The organism is Escherichia sp. E4736 (assembly GCF_005781225.1).
GTDB lineage: Bacteria > Pseudomonadota > Gammaproteobacteria > Enterobacterales > Enterobacteriaceae > Escherichia.
In genome coordinates this window covers 15,460-37,487 of record NZ_VATT01000004.1, presented here as the reverse complement: position 1 = coordinate 37,487, position 22,028 = coordinate 15,460, and the positions used below count along the sequence as shown (strand labels likewise).

The window sequence follows — 22,028 nt, the reverse complement described above, 5'->3', positions numbered from 1 at the left end:
GCGGTGCAAAAGGTAAATGACAAATTCCAGGGGCTAGATTTTTATTAGCATATACGAGGTAGCGGTTCGGCGTGTGGTAGGTCGAGAGTTCGTTTCACGCCATAAAGTCCAGCGAGACGAACACCTTTACGCTCAACCACTTCGCCAATTAATGCTGCATCTTGTCCCAGTGGGTGGGAACGCAGCGCCGCCAGCACTTGCTCTGCCGCGTTACGCTCTACAGCAATCACCAGCTTACCTTCGTTGGCAAAGTTAAGGGCATCAAGACCCAGCAGCTCGCAAACGCCACGCACGGCAGGTTTAACCGGCAGCGCTGCTTCTGAAAGTTCAATACCGCAACCGCAGGCTGCCGCGAACTCATGAACTACCGCGTTCACTCCACCACGGGTAGCATCGCGCAGCGCTTTCACGCCGGGAATGTCGCGCAGCGTCTGAATCAGTGGCGTCAGTACCGCGCAATCGCTGACCAGTTCGCCATCCAGCCCCAGCTGCTCGCGCAGGTTAAGGATAGTCGCCCCGTGGTCGCCGAGCGTACCGCTAACCAGCAACACATCGCCTGCGGTTAGCGTCTGTGCTCCCCAGTGAATATTCGCCGGAATTGCGCCCATGCCAGCGGTGTTGATAAACAGTTTATCAGCCGCGCCGCGCTGTACTACTTTAGTATCGCCAGTGACGATGGCGATGCCTGCCGCGCGGGCGGTTTCTGCCATGCTGGTAACCACGGCTTTCAGCGTCTCCATCGGCAATCCTTCTTCGAGGATAAATCCACAGGAGAGATAGCGCGGAATAGCGCCGCTGACCGCAACGTCATTGGCCGTGCCGCAAATCGCCAGCTTGCCAATATTACCGCCAGGGAAGAACAGCGGGTCGATGACGTAGCTGTCAGTGGAGAAGGCCAGACGATCGCCTTCTGCCATTAATTGCGCCAGGTCAAGACGTGCCTGATCTTCCTGTTCTGCCAGCCACGGATTGGCAAAGGCTTCCATAAACAGGCTGTTGATTAATTGCTGCATCGCCTGGCCGCCGCTGCCGTGGGCGAGTTGGATATTGTTCACACTTCACTCTCCTGCTGACGATACTGATACCATGCGGCACATGCTCCTTCGGAGGAAACCATAAGTGCGCCGAACGCGGTTTGAGGATTACAGGTGTTACCAAACAGCGGGCATTGATGCGGCTTACATTTGCCGGTCAATACTTCACCACAACGTGCGCGCGGGTCATCGCAAACCTGCTGCGGTGCTGGGCGGAAATGTGCTTCGGCATCGAATCGTTGATAATCCGGCGTCAGGTGCACACCAGACGATTCAATCACGCCTAAGCCGCGCCATTCGCTGTCGCCATTGACGCAGAAGACGTCAGCAATCGCCTGTTGTGCCAGCAAATTACCCGCATCTGGCACCACTCGCCGGTACTGATTCTCTACCTTGCTGTGGGCCGCTATTTTCTGCTCTACCAGCATCACCACGCCTTGCAGTAGATCAAGAGGTTCGAAACCAGCGACCACCAGAGGACGATGAAAATCGCTGGCGATAAAATTATAGGCGTCGGTGCCAATTACCATACTGACGTGGCCCGGCGCGAGGAACGCGTCGATGCCATTGTCCGGCTGTTCCAGCAAACTGCGCAGCGTGGGGATCAGCGTAATGTGCTGGCAGAAGAAGTAAAAATTCTGCACATCGCGGGCTTTTGCCTGTTGCAGAGTGATGGCAGTGGTCGGCATGGTGGTTTCAAACCCTAAGCCGAAGAACACCACTTTACGAGTTGGGTTCTCCTGCGCCAGTTTCAACGCATCCATTGGCGAGTAGACGATGCGCACATCAGCACCGCGTGCTTTTGCCTGCAACAACGACCCCTGTTTCCCCGGTACGCGCATGGCGTCGCCAAAAGTACAGAAGATGACTTCCGGATGGCTGGCAATCTCCACGCAGGTGTCGATTCTGCCCATCGGCAGAACGCACACCGGACAACCAGGTCCGTGGATAAACTCAACGTTTTCCGGCAGTAACTGGTCGAGGCCGAATTTAAAGATGGCGTGGGTATGACCGCCGCACACTTCCATAATCCGCAGAGGGCGTTCGGCGGTGTATGAAAGATGTGAAGCACGTTCGCGCAGATGCTCAATTAACTGCATCACCTGTTCCGGCGCGCGATATTCATCAACAAAACGCATTATTTTTCCTCGCCATACAACAGCGCACCGACATCCGGCTCAACATCAAACATATTTTGTAAGGCGTCGAGAGTGTCACGCGCTTCGGCTTCATTAATTACGCTCATGGCAAAGCCAACGTGAACCAGTACCCACTGGCCCACGCGTGGCTGACCGTTTTCATCGCAGCTGCCGACTAGCGTTAAATCGACATCGCGCTGAATGCCGCAGACGTCGACTTTCGCCAGGTTGCCGTCAATGGTGCGAATCTGGCCAGGAACGCCTATGCACATCGCTGTGCCTCCAGCCAGTTCAGCCACTGGTCCATCCCTTCGCCGCTGGTGGCGGAAATAAGGATGATTTCAATTTCTGGATTGACTTCGCGGGCGCAGGCGATGCACTTCTCAACGTCAAAGCTGAGATACGGCAGCAAGTCAACTTTGTTGAGCAGCATCAGTGAGGCGGCGGCAAACATATGTGGATATTTCAGCGGTTTGTCTTCACCTTCGGTAACGGAAAGCACCGCCACTTTGTGTTTTTCACCGAGATCGAAGCTGGCCGGGCATACGAGGTTACCAACGTTTTCGATAAACAGAATACCGTTATCGGCCAGTGGCAGGCGCGGTGCGGCATCAGCGATCATCTGTGCATCGAGATGGCAGCCTTTACCGGTATTCACCTGAATCGCTGGTGTGCCGGTAGCGCGAATGCGTGCGGCATCGTTCACGGTTTGCTGGTCGCCTTCAATCACCGCACACGGAACGCTATCTTTCAGGCGCATTAAAGTTTCCGTCAGCAGGGTGGTTTTACCGGAACCAGGGCTGGAAACCAGGTTGAGTACCAACTGATTGCGGGCAGCAAAGCGCGCGCGGTTGCGTTCAGCCAGACGGTTGTTTTTGTCCAGCACGTCAATTTCGACTTCCAGCATCCGACGCTGGCTCATACCCGGTGCATGAGTGCCAGCTTCGCCGTGACCATAATGCAGGTCGCCTTCTTCGGTCTGGCTCGGGGTAAATTCAGGCGCTTTAATGCCGGTGATTTTCATCTTCGGCCGTGCCGCCGGGGCAAATGGCGCGCTACGAAACGCGGAATGAGGGTTATGTTCATCACCCTCGATATACAGGTTGCCTTCACCGCAACCGCATGTTGTACACATCGCTCACTCCTGGTCTATTTCTATCCGCCGAATCTGTAAACCGTCGTCTGCCACAATGCGCAGCATGTCGCCATGACACTGTGGACAGCGGCGGACGCGCTGGGTCAGTAGCGTTACATACTGCTGGCATGTTTCACACCAGCACTCGGCCTCTTGTTCTTCGAGGTGCAGTTTACAACCTTCTGCCACGCTGCCGCGGCAAACCAGATCAAAACAAAAGGCAAGAGAGCTGGTTTCGACACAAGAAAATGCGCCAATTTTGAGCCAGACCGCAGTTACGCGTTTTGCGCCGTGCTGTATGGCCTGCTGTTCGATCAATTCCAGTGCCCGCTGGCAGAGGGTTATTTCGTGCATATCGCCTCCCATTAACTGTTGCCCGTGACAAGCAATAATTATGCCAGTGTTGATTATCCCTGATGTGAACAATGTCGATGATGTCGAAATGACACGTCGTCATGGCGTCGAAAGTCGGCTGTCTTATGAAAAGTATATGAATAACAATAAATTAAAAATTGGCACAAAAAATGCTTAAGGCTGGCATCTCTGTTAAACGGGTAACCTGACAATGACTATTTGGGAAATAAGCGAGAAAGCCGATTACATCGCACAGCGGCATCGTCGCCTACAGGACCAGTGGCATATCTACTGCAATTCGCTGGTTCAGGGGATCACGTTATCAAAAGCGCGTCTGCACCACGCCATGAGTTGCGCGCCAGATAAAGAACTCTGTTTCGTACTTTTTGAACATTTTCGCATTTACGTCACCCTGGCGGATGGTTTTAACAGCCACACCATCGAGTACTACGTCGAAACGAAAGACGGCGAAGACAAGCAGCTGATTGCACAGGCTCAGTTAAGCATTGACGGCATGATTGATGGCAAGGTCAACATCCGCAATCGCGAACAGGTTCTGGAACACTATCTCGAAAAAATCGCTGGTGTTTACGACAACTTATACACCGCCATTGAGAACAATACGCCGGTGAATTTAAGCCAACTGGTAAAGGGGCAAAGCTCAGCAGCATGAGCTGAGGCTTTGTCCGGTTTGCAGGCATCATGCCTGTTTGGGGATGGGCGTGTCGATGAGTGTCGAAAATGACATTTCATCGGCATGTTTTCGTCAAAAATGACAATCACCTGAGGAATGCCCGGTGAATCGTTTTGTAATTGCTGACTCCACGCTCTGTATCGGCTGCCACACCTGTGAGGCCGCCTGTTCAGAGACGCATCGCCAGCACGGCCTTCAGTCTATGCCGCGCCTGAGAGTGATGCTAAATGAAAAAGAATCTGCGCCGCAGCTCTGTCACCACTGTGAAGATGCGCCCTGTGCGGTGGTCTGCCCGGTTAATGCTATCACTCGTGTTGATGGGGCCGTGCAGCTGAATGAAAGCCTGTGCGTAAGCTGCAAACTGTGCGGCATTGCCTGTCCGTTCGGCGCAATCGAATTTTCCGGCAGCCGTCCGCTGGATATTCCTGCAAATGCCAATACCCCGAAAGCGCCACCGGCACCGCCTGCTCCGGCGCGTGTCAGCACGCTGCTTGACTGGGTGCCAGGTATTCGCGCGATCGCCGTCAAATGTGACCTTTGTAGCTTTGATGAACAAGGTCCGGCCTGCGTGCGGATGTGCCCGACCAAAGCCCTGCATCTGGTGGATAACACCGATATCGCCCGCGTTAGCAAACGTAAGCGTGAGCTGACCTTTAACACGGACTTTGGCGATCTCACCTTGTTTCAGCAGGCTCAAAGTGGAGAGGCTAAATGAGCGCAATTTCCCTGATCAATAGCGGCGTGGCGTGGTTTGCCGCCGCCGCTGTTCTGGCATTTCTCTTTTCTTTTCATAAGGCACTAAGCGGCTGGATTGCCGGAATTGGCGGCGCGGTTGGTAGCCTGTACACCGCAGCGGCAGGTTTCACCGTGCTGACTGGCGCGGTTGGCGTGAGCGGTGCGCTGTCACTGATAAGCTACGATGTGCAAATCTCTCCGCTTAACGCGATTTGGCTGATTACGCTCGGCCTGTGCGGTCTGTTTGTCAGCCTCTACAACATTGACTGGCATCGCCACGCGCAGGTGAAGTGCAACGGCTTGCAGATCAATATGTTGATGGCTGCGGCCGTCTGTGCCGTCATCGCCAGCAACCTGGGCATGTTAGTTGTGATGGCAGAAATCATGGCCCTGTGCGCGGTGTTCCTCACCAGCAACAGTAAAGAGGGCAAACTGTGGTTTGCGCTGGGGCGTCTTGGTACTTTGCTGCTGGCGATTGCCTGCTGGCTGGTCTGGCAGCGTTACGGCACGCTGGATCTGCGCCTGCTGGATCTGCGTGTGCAGCAACTGCCGCTCGGTTCCGATATCTGGCTGCTCGGTGTGATTGGCTTTGGCCTGTTGGCCGGGATTATTCCTCTGCACGGCTGGGTGCCGCAGGCACATGCTAACGCCTCTGCGCCAGCTGCCGCGCTGTTTTCTACGGTGGTGATGAAAATTGGCCTGCTGGGCATTTTAACCCTGTCGCTGCTGGGTGGTAACGCGCCGCTGTGGTGGGGGATCGCGCTGCTGGTGCTCGGCATGATCACCGCGTTCGTCGGCGGTCTGTATGCGTTGATGGAGCACAACATCCAGCGTCTGCTGGCTTACCACACCCTGGAAAATATCGGCATTATCCTGCTGGGGCTGGGCGCTGGCGTAACGGGTATCGCGCTTGAACAACCGGCGCTGATTGCCCTTGGTCTGGTCGGTGGTCTGTACCATCTGCTTAACCATAGCCTGTTCAAAAGCGTACTGTTCCTCGGGGCCGGGAGCGTCTGGTTCCGTACCGGTCATCGCGATATCGAAAAACTCGGTGGTATTGGCAAGAAAATGCCGGTTATCTCCATCGCTATGTTAGTCGGGCTGATGGCAATGGCTGCGCTGCCGCCGCTGAACGGTTTTGCCGGGGAATGGGTTATCTATCAATCCTTCTTCAAACTGAGCAATAGCGGCGCGTTTGTTGCCCGTCTGCTGGGGCCGCTGCTCGCTGTGGGGCTGGCAATTACCGGTGCGCTGGCGGTGATGTGTATGGCGAAAGTCTATGGCGTCACGTTCCTCGGTGCGCCGCGTACCAAAGAAGCCGAAAACGCCACCTGTGCGCCGCTCCTGATGAGCGTCAGCGTGGTGGCACTGGCGATTTGCTGCGTAATTGGCGGTGTTGCTGCGCCGTGGCTGCTGCCGATGCTGTCGGCTGCTGTACCTCTGCCGCTGGAACCCGCCAACACCACCGTTTCTCAACCGATGATCACACTGCTGCTGATTGCCTGCCCGCTGCTGCCATTCATCATCATGGCGATTTGCAAAGGCGACCGTTTGCCGTCACGTTCCCGTGGCGCGGCCTGGGTGTGCGGCTACGACCACGAAAAATCAATGGTGATTACCGCTCACGGTTTTGCCATGCCGGTTAAACAGGCGTTTGCGCCAGTGCTGAAACTGCGCAAATGGCTGAATCCGGTGTCGCTGGTGCCGGGCTGGCAGTGCGAAGGTAGTGCGTTGCTGTTCCGCCGGATGGCGCTGGTTGAACTGGCGGTACTGGTGGTGATTATTGTTTCACGAGGAGCCTGAGAATGAGTGTTTTATATCCGTTAATTCAGGCGCTGGTGTTATTTGCCGTTGCGCCGCTGCTCTCCGGTATAACCCGCGTGGCGCGCGCCCGTCTGCATAACCGTCGCGGGCCGGGCGTGTTGCAGGAGTATCGCGACATTATCAAACTGCTGGGCCGCCAGAGCGTTGGCCCGGATGCCTCCGGCTGGGTGTTCCGCCTGACGCCGTATGTGATGGTGGGTGTCATGCTGACTATCGCTACTGCGCTGCCGGTAGTAACCGTTGGTTCTCCGCTGCCGCAACTGGCTGATTTGATCACCTTACTGTATCTCTTCGCCATCGCGCGTTTCTTCTTTGCCATTTCTGGTCTGGATACCGGCAGCCCGTTTACCGCCATCGGCGCGAGCCGTGAAGCGATGCTTGGCGTGCTGGTCGAACCGATGTTGTTGCTTGGTCTGTGGGTCGCCGCGCAGGTTGCTGGTTCCACCAATATCAGCAACATCACCGACACCGTTTATCACTGGCCGCTGAGCCAGAGCATCCCGCTGGTGCTGGCGCTTTGTGCCTGTGCATTCGCCACCTTTATCGAAATGGGCAAACTGCCGTTCGACCTGGCGGAAGCCGAGCAGGAGTTGCAGGAAGGCCCGCTCTCTGAATACAGCGGTAGCGGTTTTGGCGTAATGAAATGGGGTATCAGCCTGAAACAGCTGGTGGTGTTGCAGATGTTCGTCGGGGTGTTTATTCCGTGGGGACAAATGGAAACCTTCACCGCTGGTGGGCTGCTGCTGGCGCTGGTGATTGCCATCGTCAAACTGGTGGTCGGCGTACTGGTTATCGCGCTATTCGAAAACAGCATGGCCCGTCTGCGTCTTGATATTACTCCGCGCATTACCTGGGCTGGTTTTGGTTTTGCATTTTTAGCGTTCGTCTCCTTGCTGGCGGCGTGATTAAAGAGAGTTTGAGCATGTCTGAAGAAAAATTAGGTCAACATTATCTCGCCGCGCTGAATGAGGCATTTCCGGGCGTCGTGCTGGACCACGCCTGGCAGACCAAAGATCAGCTGACTGTCACCGTGAAGGTGAACTATCTGCCGGAAGTGGTGGAGTTCCTCTACTACAAACAGGGCGGCTGGCTGTCGGTGCTGTTTGGTAACGACGAACGCAAACTGAACGGTCATTACGCCGTTTACTACGTGCTGTCGATGGAGAAGGGCACCAAATGTTGGGTAACCGTGCGTGTTGAAGTTGACGCCAACAAACCGGAGTATCCGTCCGTGACGCCACGCGTTCCGGCGGCGGTGTGGGGCGAGCGCGAAGTGCGCGATATGTACGGTTTGATTCCGGTTGGTTTGCCGGATGAACGTCGTCTGGTGCTGCCGGATGACTGGCCGGATGAACTTTATCCGCTGCGTAAAGACAGCATGGATTATCGTCAACGTCCGGCACCGACCACCGATGCTGAAACCTACGAGTTCATCAACGAACTGGGCGACAAGAAAAACAACGTCGTGCCGATTGGTCCGCTGCACGTCACTTCCGACGAACCGGGCCACTTCCGTCTGTTCGTTGATGGCGAAAACATTATCGACGCCGACTACCGTCTGTTCTATGTCCATCGCGGCATGGAAAAACTGGCGGAAACCCGCATGGGTTACAACGAAGTGACCTTCCTCTCTGACCGTGTGTGCGGGATCTGCGGCTTCGCCCACAGCACCGCCTACACCACGTCAGTGGAAAACGCGATGGGTATTCAGGTGCCAGAACGTGCGCAGATGATCCGCGCCATTCTGCTGGAGGTGGAACGCCTGCACTCGCACCTGCTGAACCTCGGCCTGGCCTGCCACTTCACTGGCTTTGACTCCGGTTTTATGCAGTTCTTCCGCGTGCGTGAAACCTCAATGAAAATGGCAGAGATCCTTACCGGTGCGCGTAAAACTTACGGCCTGAACCTGATCGGCGGGATTCGTCGCGATCTGCTGAAAGATGACATGATCCAGACCCGTCAACTGGCACAGCAGATGCGTCGTGAAGTGCAGGAGCTGGTGGATGTGCTGCTGAGCACTCCGAACATGGAACAGCGCACCGTTGGCATTGGTCGTCTGGACCCGGAAATTGCCCGCGATTTCAGTAACGTTGGCCCGATGGTCCGCGCCAGCGGTCACGCCCGCGATACCCGCGCCGATCACCCGTTTGTCGGTTATGGCCTGCTGCCAATGGAAGTCCACAGCGAGCAGGGCTGCGACGTTATTTCCCGTCTGAAGGTGCGTATCAACGAAGTCTATACCGCGCTGAACATGATCGACTACGGTCTGGATAACCTACCGGGCGGCCCGCTGATGGTGGAAGGCTTTACCTACATTCCGCACCGTTTCGCGCTGGGCTTTGCCGAAGCGCCGCGCGGCGATGATATCCACTGGAGCATGACCGGTGACAACCAGAAGCTGTACCGCTGGCGCTGCCGTGCCGCGACCTACGCGAACTGGCCGACCCTGCGCTACATGCTGCGTGGCAACACTGTTTCCGATGCGCCGCTGATTATCGGTAGCCTGGACCCTTGCTACTCCTGTACCGACCGCATGACCGTGGTCGATGTACGTAAGAAGAAGAGCAAAGTGGTGCCGTACAAAGAACTTGAGCGCTACAGCATTGAGCGTAAAAACTCGCCGCTGAAATAAGGAATCGCCATGTTTACCTTTATCAAAAAAGTCATCAAAACCGGCACGGCGACCTCGTCTTATCCGCTGGAGCCGATTGCGGTTGATAAAAACTTCCGTGGTAAGCCAGAGCAGAACCCGCAGCAGTGCATCGGCTGCGCGGCCTGCGTCAATGCCTGCCCGTCAAACGCCTTAACGGTTGAAACTGACCTCGCCACAGGAGAGCTTGCCTGGGAGTTTAATCTCGGGCGCTGCATCTTCTGTGGACGCTGCGAAGAAGTCTGCCCAACGGCGGCGATCAAACTGTCGCAAGAGTACGAACTGGCGGTGTGGAAGAAAGAAGATTTCCTGCAACAGTCCCGCTTTGCGCTGTGCAACTGCCGCGTCTGCAATCGTCCTTTCGCCGTTCAGAAAGAGATCGACTACGCCATTGCGCTGCTTAAGCACAACGGCGACAGCCGCGCGGAAAACCACCGCGAAAGCTTTGAGACTTGCCCGGAATGTAAGCGCCAGAAATGCCTGGTGCCGTCCGACCGTATTGAACTGACTCGCCATATGAAAGAGGCCATCTGATGAGCAATTTATTAGGCCCCCGTGACGCCAACGGCATTCCGGTCCCGATGACGGTGGATGAGTCCATCGCCAGCATGAAGGCGTCGTTACTGAAAAAAATCAAACGTTCTGCCTACGTTTACCGCGTGGACTGCGGCGGCTGCAACGGCTGCGAAATCGAAATTTTCGCCACGCTTTCGCCACTTTTCGATGCAGAACGCTTCGGCATTAAAGTCGTTCCGTCACCGCGTCATGCGGATATTTTACTGTTTACCGGCGCGGTAACCCGTGCAATGCGATCCCCTGCGCTACGTGCGTGGCAGTCCGCGCCGGACCCGAAAATCTGTATCTCCTACGGTGCCTGCGGCAACAGCGGCGGCATTTTCCACGATCTTTACTGCGTGTGGGGCGGTACGGATAAAATCGTCCCGGTGGATGTTTATATCCCTGGCTGCCCGCCAACACCAGCCGCCACGCTGTACGGCTTTGCAATGGCACTCGGCCTGCTGGAGCAGAAAATTCACGCCCGTGGCCCGGGTGAGCAGGATGAACAACCGGCTGAGATCCTGCATGGCGATATGGTGCAGCCGCTGCGCGTGAAAGTGGATCGCGAAGCACGCCGCCTGGCGGGTTACCGCTACGGTCGTCAGATTGCCGATGACTTCCTGACACAGTTAGGGCAGGGCGAAGAACAGGTTGCACGCTGGCTGGAAGCGGAAAACGATCCGCGTCTGAACGAGATTGTCAGCCATCTGAATCATGTTGTTGAAGAGGCGCGTATCCGATGAGTGAAAAGGTGGTGTTCAGTCAACTGAGCCGTAAATTTATTGATGAGAACGATGCCACGCCCGCCGAGGCGCAGCAGGTGGTCTATTACAGCCTGGCGATTGGTCACCACCTTGGGGTTATCGATTGCCTGGAAGCGGCGCTCACCTGCCCGTGGGATGAATATCTGGCATGGATTGCTACTCTGGAAGCGGGCAGCGAAGCCCGCCGCAAAATGGAAGGCGTGCCGAAATATGGTGAGATCGTCATCGACATTAACCATGTGCCGATGCTGGCCAACGCATTCGATAAAGCCCGGGCAGCGCAAACTTCGCAGCAGAAGGAATGGAGTACAATGCTGTTAAGTATGCTGCACGATATTCATCAGGAAAACGCCATCTATTTGATGGTGAGGAGATTGCGTGACTGACGTTTTACTCTGTGTTGGCAATAGCATGATGGGCGATGATGGCGCAGGTCCGCTGCTGGCGGAAAAGTGCGCCGCCGCGCCGAAAGGTAACTGGGTGGTGATTGATGGCGGTAGCGCACCGGAAAACGACATTGTCGCCATCCGCGAACTGCGCCCGACACGACTGCTGATTGTCGACGCCACTGATATGGGGCTAAACCCCGGCGAGATCCGCATCATCGACCCAGATGACATCGCCGAGATGTTTATGATGACTACCCATAACATGCCGTTGAACTACCTTATCGACCAGTTGAAAGAAGATATTGGCGAAGTGATTTTCCTCGGCATCCAGCCGGATATCGTCGGCTTTTACTACCCGATGACCCAGCCGATTAAAGATGCGGTTGAAACCGTTTATCAACGACTGGAAGGCTGGGAAGGGAACGGCGGATTTACGCAGTTAGCGGTGGAAGAAGAGTAGTTTTTCAGTAAGGAATCAGGACAGGGATGTTCTTGATGAGGGAATCAGAACTGATAGCAAACGCCAGATTGCCTGATGCGCTGCGCTTATCGGGCCTACCTGGTTCGTGCGACATGTAGGCCGGATAAGGCGTTCACGCCGCATCCGGCACTGTTACTTACTCTAAATCTTCACCGTTACTGGCAATCACTTTTTTATACCACCAGAACGATTTCTTACGCGTGCGCGTCAGCGTACCGTTGCCTGCGTCGTCACGGTCTACGTAGACAAAACCGTAGCGCTTGCTCATTTCACCCGTAGAGGCGGAAACCAAATCAATACAGCCCCAGGTGGTGTAGCCCATCAGCGGAATGCCGTCTGCAATCGCTTCGCCCATTGCGCGGATATGTTCGCGTAAATAGCTGATGCGATAGTCATCGTTAATCTCACCATTAGCAGCAAATTCATCTTTTGCGCCCAGGCCGTTTTCCACCAGAAACAGCGGCTTCTGATAACGGTCGTACATCATATTCATGGTGATACGCAGACCGAGTGGATCAATACCCCAGCCCCAGTCGCTTACCTGTAGATACGGGTTACGCAGCGATTTCACCACGTTCGCCGCACTGCTGTTGTTGGCGTTCATCTCCGCCGAGGCGCAGCGCGAGGCGTAATAGCTGAAAGAGACAAAATCGACGGTATTTTTCAGGATTTCATCATCGCCAGGTGCTTTGTCGATGGTTACCCCTTTTTCGCGGAATACGCGGGCAGAGTAAGCCGGATACGCGCCCCGCGCCTGCACATCAATAAAAAACAGGTTTTCCCTGTCTTTCTCCAGCGCCGCCCAGACATCTTCCGGCTTGCAACTGTAAGGGTAGAAGTTACCGCCCGCCAGCATACAGCCCACCTGATTTTGCGGGTTAACCTCATGGGCGATTTTGGTGGCTAATGCACTGGCAATCAGTTGGTGATGCGCGGCCTGATATTTTACCTGATCCTGATTTTCACCTTCTTCAAACACCAGACCCGCGCCGGAAAACGGGCTATGCAACATAATGTTGATTTCATTGAAGGTGAGCCAGTATTTCACCAGGCCATCAAAGGCTTCAAAGCAGGTTCTGGCGTAGCGGCTGAAAAACTCCACCAGCTTGCGGTTACGCCAGGAGCCATATTCGGTGACCAGATGCATCGGCACATCGAAGTGGCACAACGTGACCAGCGGTTCGATGCCGTACTTTTTACACTCTTCAAAGACCGAACGATAAAAAGCAATGCCCTGCGGGTTGGGCGTCAGTTCATCGCCCTGCGGAAAGAGGCGGCTCCAGGCAATCGAGGTACGGAAAACCTTGAATCCCATCTCTGCCATCAGGGCGATATCTTCTTTATAACGATGATAAAAATCCGTCGCCTCATGGCTGGGATAAAACTCGTCATCGCGCAACTGAAAACGTTTTTCCAGCCCCAGTTTCACCGCCATTCGATGCTCGCCATGTGGGATCATATCGACCGTGGTCAGCCCTTTGCCACCTTTACGGTACGCACCTTCAGACTGGTTGGCGGCAAGCGCGCCGCCCCATAAAAAACCTTCTGGAAATACTGACATTTTCATCCTCAATTAAGACTTACTTCTTTGGCGACGGTCGTTTGTGCACTCTGATGCTTTCGCGCCTCGGCAGCCGCTTCCTCAACAGGAATATCCTCAAAGCCGAGCAACAGTGTGAGGATAAACGACAGCACAACCGCCAGCGCCATGACGGCGAACACCCAGACGATGCTCATTGGATTCGCCGGGTCGAAGAACTGCACGCTGGTAAATAACCCCGGCGCTGCCATTGAGTGGCTGGCAAGTCCCGCCATACCGGCAACCGCCCCGCAAATAAAACCGCTGATAAGACTGGCGATAAGCGGACGTTTCAGGCGGATCGCCACGCCGTATAACGCCGGTTCGGAAATCCCCGCCATAATGGCTGATGCCGCTGCAGCCAGCGCCGTCTGGCGCAGTTCCGGGTTTTTCGTTTTCCACGCCACCGCCAGCGATGAACCGCCCAGCGACAGGTTAGCGCCGATCTCGGACGGCATGACCATCCCTTCTTTGCCGGTTTCGGCAATGGTCTGAATGATGGTTGGCGTAAAGACGCGGTGCATCCCGGTCATTACCAGCAGAGGCCACAGTGCGCCCATAATGGCGACTGAAAGCCAGCCCAGATAACCATGGATGGTGTAAACCAGCGCCGAAATGGCGCTACCGATCCAGATACCAATCGGGCCAATTAGCAGGATTGCCAGCGGTGCGGCAATCAACACAATCAGCATCGGTTTGAGGAAGTTTTTGGTCACCGCCGGTGTAATGCTGTCCACCCAGCGTTCGATATATGACAGGCACCAGGTCATCACCAGCGCCGGGATCACCGTGTAGGTATATTTCACCGCGGTGACCGGAATCAGGGCAAATTCGACATGTTCACCCTGGGCCGCTTTCGCCATCAGTTCAATAAAACTCGGATGTACCAGCACACCCGCGATGGCAATCGCCAGCGACATATTGGTTTTAAATTTGATGGCGGCAGATGCCGCGACCATTAGCGGCAGGAAGAAGAAAGCACCGTCACCAATCACATTCAGAATGGTTAAGGTCGGCGATCCTTTTGTCAACACGCCGCTCATCTCGAGGATCATCGCCAGTAGTTTGACCATCGATCCGCCGATAATCGCCGGGATCAGCGGTGACATGGTGCCGATCAGCGCATCAAGGATCCCCGCACCAATGCGACGTAGCGTGAGTTTAGGTTTACCCACGGGCTGTGCGGGCTGCATATCTCCCGGCAGCAGACTGACGACTTCCTGAAAGGCTTGCGAAACGGTATTGCCGATAATTACCTGACACTGGTTGTCACTACGTACCACGCCGAGCACGCCGGGGATGGTTTTTAACGTCGGGCTGTCGATAAGCTGGTCATCTTTGATAACAAAGCGCAAACGCGTCATACAGTGCGTGACTGCCGAGATGTTATCAACGCTGCCCAGTGCTGCTATCACCGAGCGTGCCAGCGCCGCATAATTTTTGGCCATCGGATTTTATCCTGTTATCAGTAGGGTAGATGTAGTTGTTATCAGTCGACGGGACGGAAAAATGCCGATGCTGAAACGGAATTAAGAAACCGGTTTCACAAAATCATGAATAGTTGTCAAAAAATAAGCAAGAGAGTTAATTGTTCATTTTTTATATTTGTGAAACCGGTCACCTGAATATTTTTCCCGCCGATTGCGCAAGGACAATCGGCAAACGGTGCAGTACACTGCGTTGATTGCGTGTAAAGGGATGAAAATGATGACGACGATGCTGGAAGTGGCGAAGCGCGCCGGGGTTTCAAAAGCGACCGTTTCCCGCGTGCTTTCAGGTAATGGCTACGTCAGCCAGGAGACTAAAGATCGCGTGTTTCAGGCGGTAGAAGAGAGCGGTTACCGCCCAAACTTGCTGGCGCGCAATCTGTCGGCGAAGAGTACTCAGACGCTGGGGCTGGTAGTGACCAACACGCTTTACCACGGCATTTATTTTAGTGAATTACTGTTTCATGCCGCGCGAATGGCGGAAGAGAAAGGGCGACAGTTGCTATTGGCAGATGGCAAACATAGCGCCGAAGAAGAGCGCCAGGCGATTCAGTATCTGCTGGATTTGCGCTGCGACGCCATCATGATTTACCCGCGTTTTTTAAGCGTGGATGAGATCGATGACATCATTGACGCGCACAGTCAGCCGATAATGGTGCTTAATCGCCGCCTGCGCAAAAACAGCAGCCATAGCGTCTGGTGCGATCATAAACAGACCAGCTTTAACGCCGTGGCAGAGTTGATAAACGCCGGACATCAGGAGATTGCTTTCCTTACCGGCTCGATGGATTCTCCCACCAGCATTGAACGTCTTGCCGGATATAAAGACGCGCTGGCGCAGCATGGTATTGCGCTCGATGAAAAACTTATCGTTAACGGTAAATGGACGCCCGCCAGCGGGGCCGAAGGGGTAGAAACGTTACTCGAACGTGGGGCTAAATTTAGCGCGTTAGTTGCCAGTAACGACGATATGGCGATTGGTGCGATGAAAGCGTTACACGAGCGCGGCATAGCGGTGCCAGAGCAGGTGTCAGTTATCGGATTCGATGATATCGCAATTGCCCCCTACACCGTTCCGGCGCTCTCCAGCGTAAAAATTCCGGTGACTGAGATGATTCAGGAAATTATTGGACGGCTGATTTTTATGCTCGATGGCGGGGATTTCTCACCGCCGAAAACCTTCAGCGGAAAACTGATCCGCCGCGACTCACTCATTGCTCTTTCGCAATAAACACTGTCATCACATGTCATCGTCACTAGTGTCGATGACATCGTTTTTCCTGCATCGCAGAAATTAATTTCCTTAAATAACAGTAAATTAAAAACTGGCATGATTTGTGAATGTATCGGCGCATTAACTGTCATTGCTGGAGAATTTGATGAACCGTTTCATCATTGCTGACGCGAGTAAATGTATTGGTTGCCGTACTTGTGAAGTGGCGTGCGTGGTTTCTCATCAGGAAAATCAGGACTGTGCATCGCTGACCCCGGAAACTTTTTTACCGCGAATCCATGTCATTAAAGGTGTGAACATTTCCACGGCAACAGTCTGCCGTCAGTGTGAAGATGCACCGTGCGCTAACGTCTGCCCGAATGGTGCTATCAGCCGTGATAAAGGGTTTGTTCATGTGATGCAGGAACGTTGCATTGGTTGCAAAACCTGCGTTGTGGCTTGCCCGTATGGCGCGATGGAAGTGGTGGTACGTCCGGTGATTCGCAACAGCGGCGCGGGGCTTAATGTACGGGCTGACAAAGCTGAAGCCAATAAATGCGACCTCTGTAACCATCGTGAAGACGGCCCGGCGTGTATGGCAGCTTGCCCGACCCATGCGCTGATTTGTGTCGATCGTAATAAACTTGAACAACTGAGCGCAGAAAAACGCCGCCGCACGGCGCTGATGTTCTAAAAATCTTACAGAACTGTTCTGGCATCAAAGGAATTCCCGGAAATATTCGTAGAATACGGTGCGGGCGGTATCGCCGACCTGTGGCTGCCGGATGCGACGCTGTCGTGTCCGGCTGGGCGGGTTACGCAATTCATGATGGCGGGAATAACTCAATGGCAAAAAACACATCTTGCGGTGTCCAACTGCGTATTCGTGGCAAAGTGCAGGGCGTCGGTTTTCGTCCGTTTGTTTGGCAGCTGGCACAGCAATTAAATCTTCACGGCGATGTCTGTAATGACGGCGATGGCGTGGAAGTCCGGCTGCTGGAAGACCCGGAAATGTTTCTTGTTCAATTGCATCAGCACTGCCCGCCGCTGGCGCGTATTGATAGCGTCGAGCGTGAGCCGTTTATCTGGTCACAACTGCCCACTGAGTTCACCATCCGCCAGAGCGCGGGCGGCGTCATGAATACGCAAATTGTTCCCGATGCCGCTACTTGCCCTGCCTGTCTTGCCGAAATGAATACCCTAGGCGAACGGCGTTATCGTTATCCGTTTATCAACTGTACCCACTGCGGCCCGCGTTTCACCATTATTCGCGCCATGCCTTACGACCGCCCGTTTACCGTGATGGCGGCGTTTCCGCTGTGTTCGGCTTGTGACAAAGAGTACCGTGACCCGCTCGATCGTCGCTTCCACGCCCAGCCGGTGGCCTGCCCGGAGTGTGGCCCGCATCTTGAATGGGTAAGTCATGGTGAACATGAGGAACAAGAGGCGGCATTACAGGCAGCTATCGCACAGTTAAAAATGGGCAACATTGTCGCCATCAAAGGGATTGGCGGATTTCATCTCGCCTGCGATGCACGTAACAGTAACGCGGTGGCGACACTTCGGGCGCGCAAACATCGCCCGGCGAAACCGCTGGCGGTCATGTTGCCAGTGGCAGACGGTTTACCAGACGCTGCCCGCCAGTTGCTCACCACGCCCGCCGCGCCGATTGTGCTGGTGGATAAAAAATACGTTCCTGAGCTTTGTGATGATATCGCCCCTGGCCTTAACGAAGTCGGGGTGATGTTGCCTGCGAATCCGCTCCAGCATTTGCTGTTACAGGAATTGCAATGCCCGCTGGTGATGACCTCCGGCAACCTGAGCGGTAAACCACCGGCTATCAGCAACGAACAGGCGCTGGAGGATTTGCAGGGCATTGCCGACGGATTCTTGATACATAACCGCGACATCGTGCAGCGGATGGATGATTCAGTGGTGCGCGAAAGCGGCGAAATGCTGCGCCGTTCGCGGGGGTATGTGCCGGATGCGCTGGCTTTGCCTCCGGGCTTTAAAAATGTTCCGCCTGTGCTGTGTCTCGGCGCGGATCTGAAAAATACCTTCTGCCTGGTGCGCGGTGAACAAGCGGTGTTGAGTCAGCATCTGGGCGATTTAAGTGACGATGGCATCCAGATGCAGTGGCGCGAAGCGTTACGCCTGATGCAAAACATCTACGATTTTACCCCGCAATACGTTGTGCATGACGTGCATCCGGGCTATGTCTCCAGCCAGTGGGCGAGCGAAATGAATCTGCCGACGCAAACGGTGCTGCATCATCATGCCCACGCGGCGGCGTGTCTGGCAGAACATCACTGGCCACTGGATGGCGGGGATGTCATTGCTTTGACGCTCGACGGTATCGGTATGGGGGAGAACGGCGCTTTGTGGGGCGGCGAGTGTCTGCGGGTGAACTATCGCGAATGCCAGCACTTGGGCGGCTTGCCTGCGGTGGCGCTTCCGGGTGGCGATTTGGCGGCGAAGCAGCCGTGGCGAAACCTGTTGGCGCAGTGCCTGCGCTTTGTGCCGGAGTGGCAGAATTATCCTGAAACGGCAAGTGTGCAACAGCAAAACTGGAGCGTGCTGGCGCGGGCCATTGAACGTGGAATTAACGCGCCGCTGGCGTCATCGTGTGGGCGTTTGTTCGATGCCGTAGCGGCGGCACTGGGCTGTGCGCCAGCCACGTTAAGTTATGAAGGTGAAGCGGCTTGTGCTCTGGAGGCACTCGCAGCTTCGTGCCACGGAGTGACGCATCCGGTGACGATGCCGCTGGTGGACAATCAACTGGATCTCGCCACTTTCTGGCAGCAGTGGCTGAACTGGCAGGCACCGGTTAATCAACGCGCGTGGGCGTTTCATGATGCGCTGGCGCAGGGTTTTGCCGCGTTGATGCGTGAGCAGGCCACGATGCGCGGTATCACTACGCTGGTATTTAGCGGTGGGGTTATTCATAACCGTTTGCTGCGTGCACGTCTGGCGCATTATCTCGCTGATTTCACGTTGCTCTTTCCACAGAGTTTACCGGCGGGTGATGGCGGCTTGTCTCTGGGGCAGGGGGTTATTGCTGCGGCTCGTTGGTTAGCGGGTGAAGTCCAGAACGGATAAAACGTGTTGCATTTGGCCACCATTGCCGGATGCGCTCCCCGTAGGTCGGATAAGACGCGCGAGCGTTGCATCCGACATTTTGGGTACAGTAGCTGGATGCGGCGTAAACGCCTTATCCGGCCAACACATGCGTCCCCGTAGGTCGCATCCGACATTTTAGGCACAGTAGCCCGCCTACATCGGCAACGTTTTCAACAATCCAAATGCCTCTTTCATCCGATCCTCACTGACCACAAAGGCGCGAAGCTGGTCTGCATCGTCAACGCCGCGCGCCACCATTCCCTGGCGTTCGGTATTAATCTGCCAGCGTAAATCCTGACGCTGGGTTTCGCCTGCCAGATGCAGCGGTAATTCCGGCGTTTTGATTTTCACCAGCATCGCCGGTAGTTTCAGCGGCGTGTTATTGCCGAGAAGATTTTTTGCCAGCACCATCGCGCTAAGTTGAATCGGCTGGAGGAACGGCAATACCTGACCGTTAATTTCCGCGCAATCGCCCAGCGCATAAATATCGGCATTACTGGTTTGCAGATAACTGTCGACGCAAACGCCGCGATTAATCGTCAGCCCGGCGCGTCGTGCCAGGGCGGTTTCCGGGCGCAGTCCGGTGGCGGCAATTACCGCATCCACTTCGATGCTACGCTGGCGGTTCAGCGTTGCCAGAATGCCAGAATCCGTTTTTTCCAGCCCCTGCAACTGAGATTTTAACAGCAGATGAACGCCCATCTCCGTCAACCGATGCTGCAAGCGGCTGCTTACTTCCGGCGGCATTAACGACGCCAGAATGCTGGCGGCGTTATCAATCAGCGTGACCGCTTTGCTTGCCCGACAAAAATCCATCGCCAGTTCGCTACCAATCAAACCACCGCCGACAATCAACACGCGTTGGGCATCCTGCAGTTGTGTTTCACAGGCGCGATACTCTTGCTGACTATTTAACGTCAGCATTAACTCACGCCCAGGCACTGGCGGGACAAAGGCGCTGGCACCGGTTGCCAGCACTAACTTGTCGTATTGCCACTGATTATTCTGACTTTTCACCACATGGGCTTCGGCATCGATATCCGTCACCCAAGTGTGCGGAAACAGGCGCAGATTAAACTGCTCGGCAAATTCACCTGCCGTCTGGCGGGTAAGGTCGTCGGCACGTTGCCCCTGGCTGATAACATGGCTGAGGTCAGGTTTGTTGTACTCATCCATGCTGTCGGCGGCAATCAGGGTTAATGGAATAGTAGCGTCCTGTTTGCGGATATTTTTCACCAGTTGGCGGGCGGCGAAGCCCGAACCAATGATCACAATGCCGTAACTCATTTTGCCTCCGATGCCAGTTCGTCAAAGACATCTTTGCCGAGGGAACATTCCGGGCAGAGGAAGTTGTCCGGAACTTCACTCCACGGCGTTCCCGGTGCGACGTCCTGCATTGGCTCGCCTTTTGCCGGATCGTAAATCCACTGGCAGACGCTGCACTGCATCCGCGGACCGAGATCAGCCGTCGTGGTGGCAGAGGTTTCTTCTTTAACTACCGTATTCACCGTGATTTGTGGCAGCGGCGCGAGCGCCCACTGACGGGCGATTTCGCGACCGTGTTCACGGCATAATTCCAGTGCATCCTGGTCCGGTCGCCATTTGGCTTTCAGGCTAAGTGACATTTCGAAACCTGCATCCTGCAAGCGCGTGGAAAGACGATCCACCGCACCGCCGCTCCAACCATGAGAGCCGAAAGCACTGGCGCGTTTGTTACGGAAGCGTAATCCGGTCATCTCCTCCACCAGCCCGGCGATTTTCGGCATCATCACGTTATTCATCGTCGAAGTCCCAACCAGTACGCCTTTTGAGCGGAAGACATTGGTCAGGATTTCGTTTTTATCGCTTCGGGCGACGTTGAAAATTTTCACCGCTACGCGCGGGTCGGTTTCCGCAATCCCCTGGGCGATAGCGTCAGCCATCATGCGGGTATTATTCGACATGGTGTCGTAGAAAATGGTGATTCTGTCTTCCTGATAATCCGCCGCCCATTTCAGGTACAGCTCGACAATTTGCGTCGGGTTATCGCGCCATACCACGCCGTGAGAGGTCGCTATCATATCGACTGGTAAGTTAAAGCCCAGGATCTCGGTAATTTTCGGCGTTACCAGGCGGCTGAACGGCGTCAGGATATTGGCGTAGTAACGCTGGCACTGCTCGAAAAGCTCCGTCTGATCCACTTCATCGTTGAACAGATGCTCGTCGCAGTAGTGCTGACCGAAAGCATCGTTACTGAACAGCACCGCGTCGCCTGTCAGGTAAGTCATCATGCTGTCCGGCCAGTGCAGCATTGGCGTTTCGACAAAAATGAGCTGTTTGCCGTTGCCGATATCCAGCGTGTCGCCAGTTTTCACCACATTAAAATTCCACTCCGGATGATGGTGATGACCATTTATCGAGTCGATAGCGTTGGCAGTACAGTAAATCGGCGTATCGGGAATTTGCGCCATCAGTTCGCTCAGCGCCCCGGCGTGGTCCTCTTCTGCATGGTTAATAACGATGTAGTCGATATCCGCCAGATCGATTTCATTACGCAGGTTCTGCACAAATTCGCGGCTGAATTTATGGTCGACGGTGTCGATCAGCACGTTTTTTTCTTCGCGGATGAGGTAGCTGTTGTAGCTGCTGCCGCGCAGCGTTTTATATTCTGTACCGTGAAAATCACGCACTTCCCAGTCACGTTGACCAACCCAATGAATGTTATTTTTCACCACAATAGACATAGCAACCTCAATTTATTCAGCGTGTTCTAAAAAGATGTCTTGCTAATTGCAGATTGCGTGCCAGTTTTTTATCTAATTGTTTTTAAAATATAAATAAAATCATGCTCATTAATGAGTAGTCAAAATGACTATTAATAAAATGGTCGATA

21 protein-coding genes are annotated in these 22,028 nt (G+C 54.7%); 12 read left to right on the top strand and 9 right to left on the bottom strand.

Annotation, left to right across the window (positions count from 1 at the left end; all coding sequences use genetic code 11):
* Window positions 1-44: 44 nt before the first annotated feature.
* The 5 genes from hypE to hypA are packed head-to-tail and all read right to left on the bottom strand — an operon-like array spanning window position 45 to window position 3,662.
* On the bottom strand, window positions 45-1,055 hold the full coding sequence (gene hypE, locus FEK46_RS02915) for a hydrogenase maturation carbamoyl dehydratase HypE (RefSeq protein WP_130207638.1): 1,011 nt from the start codon (window positions 1,053-1,055) through the stop codon (window positions 45-47).
* Window positions 1,052-2,173, bottom strand: coding sequence for a hydrogenase formation protein HypD (gene hypD / locus FEK46_RS02910; protein ID WP_130207636.1), 1,122 nt, complete (start codon window positions 2,171-2,173; stop codon window positions 1,052-1,054). Before hypD ends, hypE begins: the two co-directional genes overlap by 4 nt.
* Complete coding sequence (gene hypC / locus FEK46_RS02905; RefSeq protein WP_000334874.1) at window positions 2,173-2,445, bottom strand: hydrogenase 3 maturation protein HypC; 273 nt, start codon at window positions 2,443-2,445, stop codon at window positions 2,173-2,175. Before hypC ends, hypD begins: the two co-directional genes overlap by 1 nt.
* Window positions 2,436-3,308: a hydrogenase nickel incorporation protein HypB gene (hypB, locus tag FEK46_RS02900; RefSeq protein ID WP_135559290.1), complete on the bottom strand. Its 873-nt coding sequence runs from the start codon at window positions 3,306-3,308 to the stop codon at window positions 2,436-2,438. Before hypB ends, hypC begins: the two co-directional genes overlap by 10 nt.
* Window positions 3,309-3,311: 3 nt before the next feature.
* Entirely contained in the window at window positions 3,312-3,662 is a 351-nt protein-coding gene (hypA, locus tag FEK46_RS02895) for a hydrogenase maturation nickel metallochaperone HypA (RefSeq protein ID WP_130207634.1), read from the bottom strand.
* 211 nt (window positions 3,663-3,873) lie between these two features.
* On the opposite strand from hypA, the gene hycA reads away from it, so the two are divergent.
* The 9 genes from hycA to hycI all read left to right on the top strand — a co-directional run bounded on the left by hycA (window position 3,874) and on the right by hycI (window position 11,736).
* Complete coding sequence (gene hycA, locus FEK46_RS02890) at window positions 3,874-4,335, top strand: formate hydrogenlyase regulator HycA (protein WP_130207632.1); 462 nt, start codon at window positions 3,874-3,876, stop codon at window positions 4,333-4,335.
* A gap of 124 nt (window positions 4,336-4,459) precedes the next feature.
* Window positions 4,460-5,071 carry a formate hydrogenlyase subunit HycB gene (gene hycB / locus FEK46_RS02885; RefSeq protein WP_001079186.1) on the top strand — a complete coding sequence of 204 codons (612 nt, stop codon included), beginning with the start codon at window positions 4,460-4,462 and terminating at the stop codon, window positions 5,069-5,071.
* Window positions 5,068-6,894: a formate hydrogenlyase subunit 3 gene (gene hycC, locus FEK46_RS02880; RefSeq protein WP_130259322.1), complete on the top strand. Its 1,827-nt coding sequence runs from the start codon at window positions 5,068-5,070 to the stop codon at window positions 6,892-6,894. The genes hycB and hycC overlap by 4 nt, the downstream gene beginning before the upstream one ends.
* A 2-nt stretch (window positions 6,895-6,896) precedes the next feature.
* Window positions 6,897-7,820, top strand: a complete 924-nt coding sequence (hycD, locus tag FEK46_RS02875) for a formate hydrogenlyase subunit HycD (protein WP_130207628.1) — start codon at window positions 6,897-6,899, stop codon at window positions 7,818-7,820.
* Window positions 7,821-7,837: 17 nt separating this feature from the next.
* Complete coding sequence (gene hycE / locus FEK46_RS02870) at window positions 7,838-9,547, top strand: formate hydrogenlyase subunit HycE (RefSeq protein WP_001288134.1); 1,710 nt, start codon at window positions 7,838-7,840, stop codon at window positions 9,545-9,547.
* Window positions 9,548-9,556: 9 nt separating this feature from the next.
* Window positions 9,557-10,099, top strand: a complete 543-nt coding sequence (gene hycF, locus FEK46_RS02865) for a formate hydrogenlyase subunit HycF (protein WP_000493785.1) — start codon at window positions 9,557-9,559, stop codon at window positions 10,097-10,099.
* The gene (gene hycG, locus FEK46_RS02860; protein ID WP_000067399.1) at window positions 10,099-10,866 is read left to right on the top strand and encodes a formate hydrogenlyase subunit HycG; all 768 of its coding nucleotides are present in this window, start codon (window positions 10,099-10,101) and stop codon (window positions 10,864-10,866) included. Before hycF ends, hycG begins: the two co-directional genes overlap by 1 nt.
* The gene (hycH, locus tag FEK46_RS02855) at window positions 10,863-11,273 is read left to right on the top strand and encodes a formate hydrogenlyase assembly protein HycH (protein ID WP_001291918.1); all 411 of its coding nucleotides are present in this window, start codon (window positions 10,863-10,865) and stop codon (window positions 11,271-11,273) included. The genes hycG and hycH overlap by 4 nt, the downstream gene beginning before the upstream one ends.
* Window positions 11,266-11,736 (top strand): hydrogenase maturation peptidase HycI, encoded by a 471-nt coding sequence (gene hycI, locus FEK46_RS02850; protein WP_130207626.1) that lies wholly within the window; start codon window positions 11,266-11,268, stop codon window positions 11,734-11,736. The genes hycH and hycI overlap by 8 nt, the downstream gene beginning before the upstream one ends.
* 157 nt (window positions 11,737-11,893) lie before the next feature.
* On the opposite strand, the gene ascB is transcribed toward hycI, so the two are convergent.
* Together ascB and ascF are read right to left on the bottom strand one after the other, a co-directional pair.
* A complete protein-coding gene (gene ascB, locus FEK46_RS02845) occupies window positions 11,894-13,318 on the bottom strand; it encodes a 6-phospho-beta-glucosidase AscB (RefSeq protein WP_135559291.1) in 1,425 nt (474 codons plus the stop codon).
* 8 nt (window positions 13,319-13,326) lie between these two features.
* The gene (gene ascF / locus FEK46_RS02840; RefSeq protein WP_135559292.1) at window positions 13,327-14,784 is read right to left on the bottom strand and encodes a PTS cellobiose/arbutin/salicin transporter subunit IIBC; all 1,458 of its coding nucleotides are present in this window, start codon (window positions 14,782-14,784) and stop codon (window positions 13,327-13,329) included.
* Between the two features lie 259 nt (window positions 14,785-15,043).
* Here ascF and ascG point away from each other — a divergent pair, with 259 nt between their 5' ends.
* The 3 genes from ascG (at window position 15,044) to hypF (ending at window position 19,135) form a co-directional block, all read left to right on the top strand.
* The gene (gene ascG, locus FEK46_RS02835; protein ID WP_167852413.1) at window positions 15,044-16,054 is read left to right on the top strand and encodes a DNA-binding transcriptional regulator AscG; all 1,011 of its coding nucleotides are present in this window, start codon (window positions 15,044-15,046) and stop codon (window positions 16,052-16,054) included.
* A 148-nt stretch (window positions 16,055-16,202) separates the two neighbouring features.
* Window positions 16,203-16,730 carry an electron transport protein HydN gene (hydN, locus tag FEK46_RS02830; RefSeq protein ID WP_001078777.1) on the top strand — a complete coding sequence of 176 codons (528 nt, stop codon included), beginning with the start codon at window positions 16,203-16,205 and terminating at the stop codon, window positions 16,728-16,730.
* 152 nt (window positions 16,731-16,882) lie between these two features.
* Window positions 16,883-19,135, top strand: coding sequence for a carbamoyltransferase HypF (hypF, locus tag FEK46_RS02825; RefSeq protein WP_135559293.1), 2,253 nt, complete (start codon window positions 16,883-16,885; stop codon window positions 19,133-19,135).
* A gap of 174 nt (window positions 19,136-19,309) precedes the next feature.
* On the opposite strand, the gene norW is transcribed toward hypF, so the two are convergent.
* Both norW and norV read right to left on the bottom strand, forming a co-directional pair.
* Window positions 19,310-20,443 carry an NADH:flavorubredoxin reductase NorW gene (gene norW, locus FEK46_RS02820; RefSeq protein ID WP_135494981.1) on the bottom strand — a complete coding sequence of 378 codons (1,134 nt, stop codon included), beginning with the start codon at window positions 20,441-20,443 and terminating at the stop codon, window positions 19,310-19,312.
* The gene (gene norV / locus FEK46_RS02815; protein WP_135559294.1) at window positions 20,440-21,879 is read right to left on the bottom strand and encodes an anaerobic nitric oxide reductase flavorubredoxin; all 1,440 of its coding nucleotides are present in this window, start codon (window positions 21,877-21,879) and stop codon (window positions 20,440-20,442) included. The genes norW and norV overlap by 4 nt, the downstream gene beginning before the upstream one ends.
* Window positions 21,880-22,028: the final 149 nt, after the last annotated feature.

Coding starts and splice junctions, on each gene's coding strand:
- hypD (WP_130207636.1), bottom strand. CDS start 2,173: ATGCGTTTTGTTGATGAATATCGCGCGCCGGAACAGGTGATGCAGTTA.
- hypC (WP_000334874.1), bottom strand. CDS start 2,445: ATGTGCATAGGCGTTCCTGGCCAGATTCGCACCATTGACGGCAACCTG.
- hypB (WP_135559290.1), bottom strand. CDS start 3,308: ATGTGTACAACATGCGGTTGCGGTGAAGGCAACCTGTATATCGAGGGT.
- hypA (WP_130207634.1), bottom strand. CDS start 3,662: ATGCACGAAATAACCCTCTGCCAGCGGGCACTGGAATTGATCGAACAG.
- hycA (WP_130207632.1), top strand. CDS start 3,874: ATGACTATTTGGGAAATAAGCGAGAAAGCCGATTACATCGCACAGCGG.
- hycC (WP_130259322.1), top strand. CDS start 5,068: ATGAGCGCAATTTCCCTGATCAATAGCGGCGTGGCGTGGTTTGCCGCC.
- hycD (WP_130207628.1), top strand. CDS start 6,897: ATGAGTGTTTTATATCCGTTAATTCAGGCGCTGGTGTTATTTGCCGTT.
- hycE (WP_001288134.1), top strand. CDS start 7,838: ATGTCTGAAGAAAAATTAGGTCAACATTATCTCGCCGCGCTGAATGAG.
- hycF (WP_000493785.1), top strand. CDS start 9,557: ATGTTTACCTTTATCAAAAAAGTCATCAAAACCGGCACGGCGACCTCG.
- hycG (WP_000067399.1), top strand. CDS start 10,099: ATGAGCAATTTATTAGGCCCCCGTGACGCCAACGGCATTCCGGTCCCG.
- hycH (WP_001291918.1), top strand. CDS start 10,863: ATGAGTGAAAAGGTGGTGTTCAGTCAACTGAGCCGTAAATTTATTGAT.
- ascB (WP_135559291.1), bottom strand. CDS start 13,318: ATGTCAGTATTTCCAGAAGGTTTTTTATGGGGCGGCGCGCTTGCCGCC.
- ascF (WP_135559292.1), bottom strand. CDS start 14,784: ATGGCCAAAAATTATGCGGCGCTGGCACGCTCGGTGATAGCAGCACTG.
- ascG (WP_167852413.1), top strand. CDS start 15,044: ATGACGACGATGCTGGAAGTGGCGAAGCGCGCCGGGGTTTCAAAAGCG.
- hydN (WP_001078777.1), top strand. CDS start 16,203: ATGAACCGTTTCATCATTGCTGACGCGAGTAAATGTATTGGTTGCCGT.
- hypF (WP_135559293.1), top strand. CDS start 16,883: ATGGCAAAAAACACATCTTGCGGTGTCCAACTGCGTATTCGTGGCAAA.
- norW (WP_135494981.1), bottom strand. CDS start 20,443: ATGAGTTACGGCATTGTGATCATTGGTTCGGGCTTCGCCGCCCGCCAA.
- norV (WP_135559294.1), bottom strand. CDS start 21,879: ATGTCTATTGTGGTGAAAAATAACATTCATTGGGTTGGTCAACGTGAC.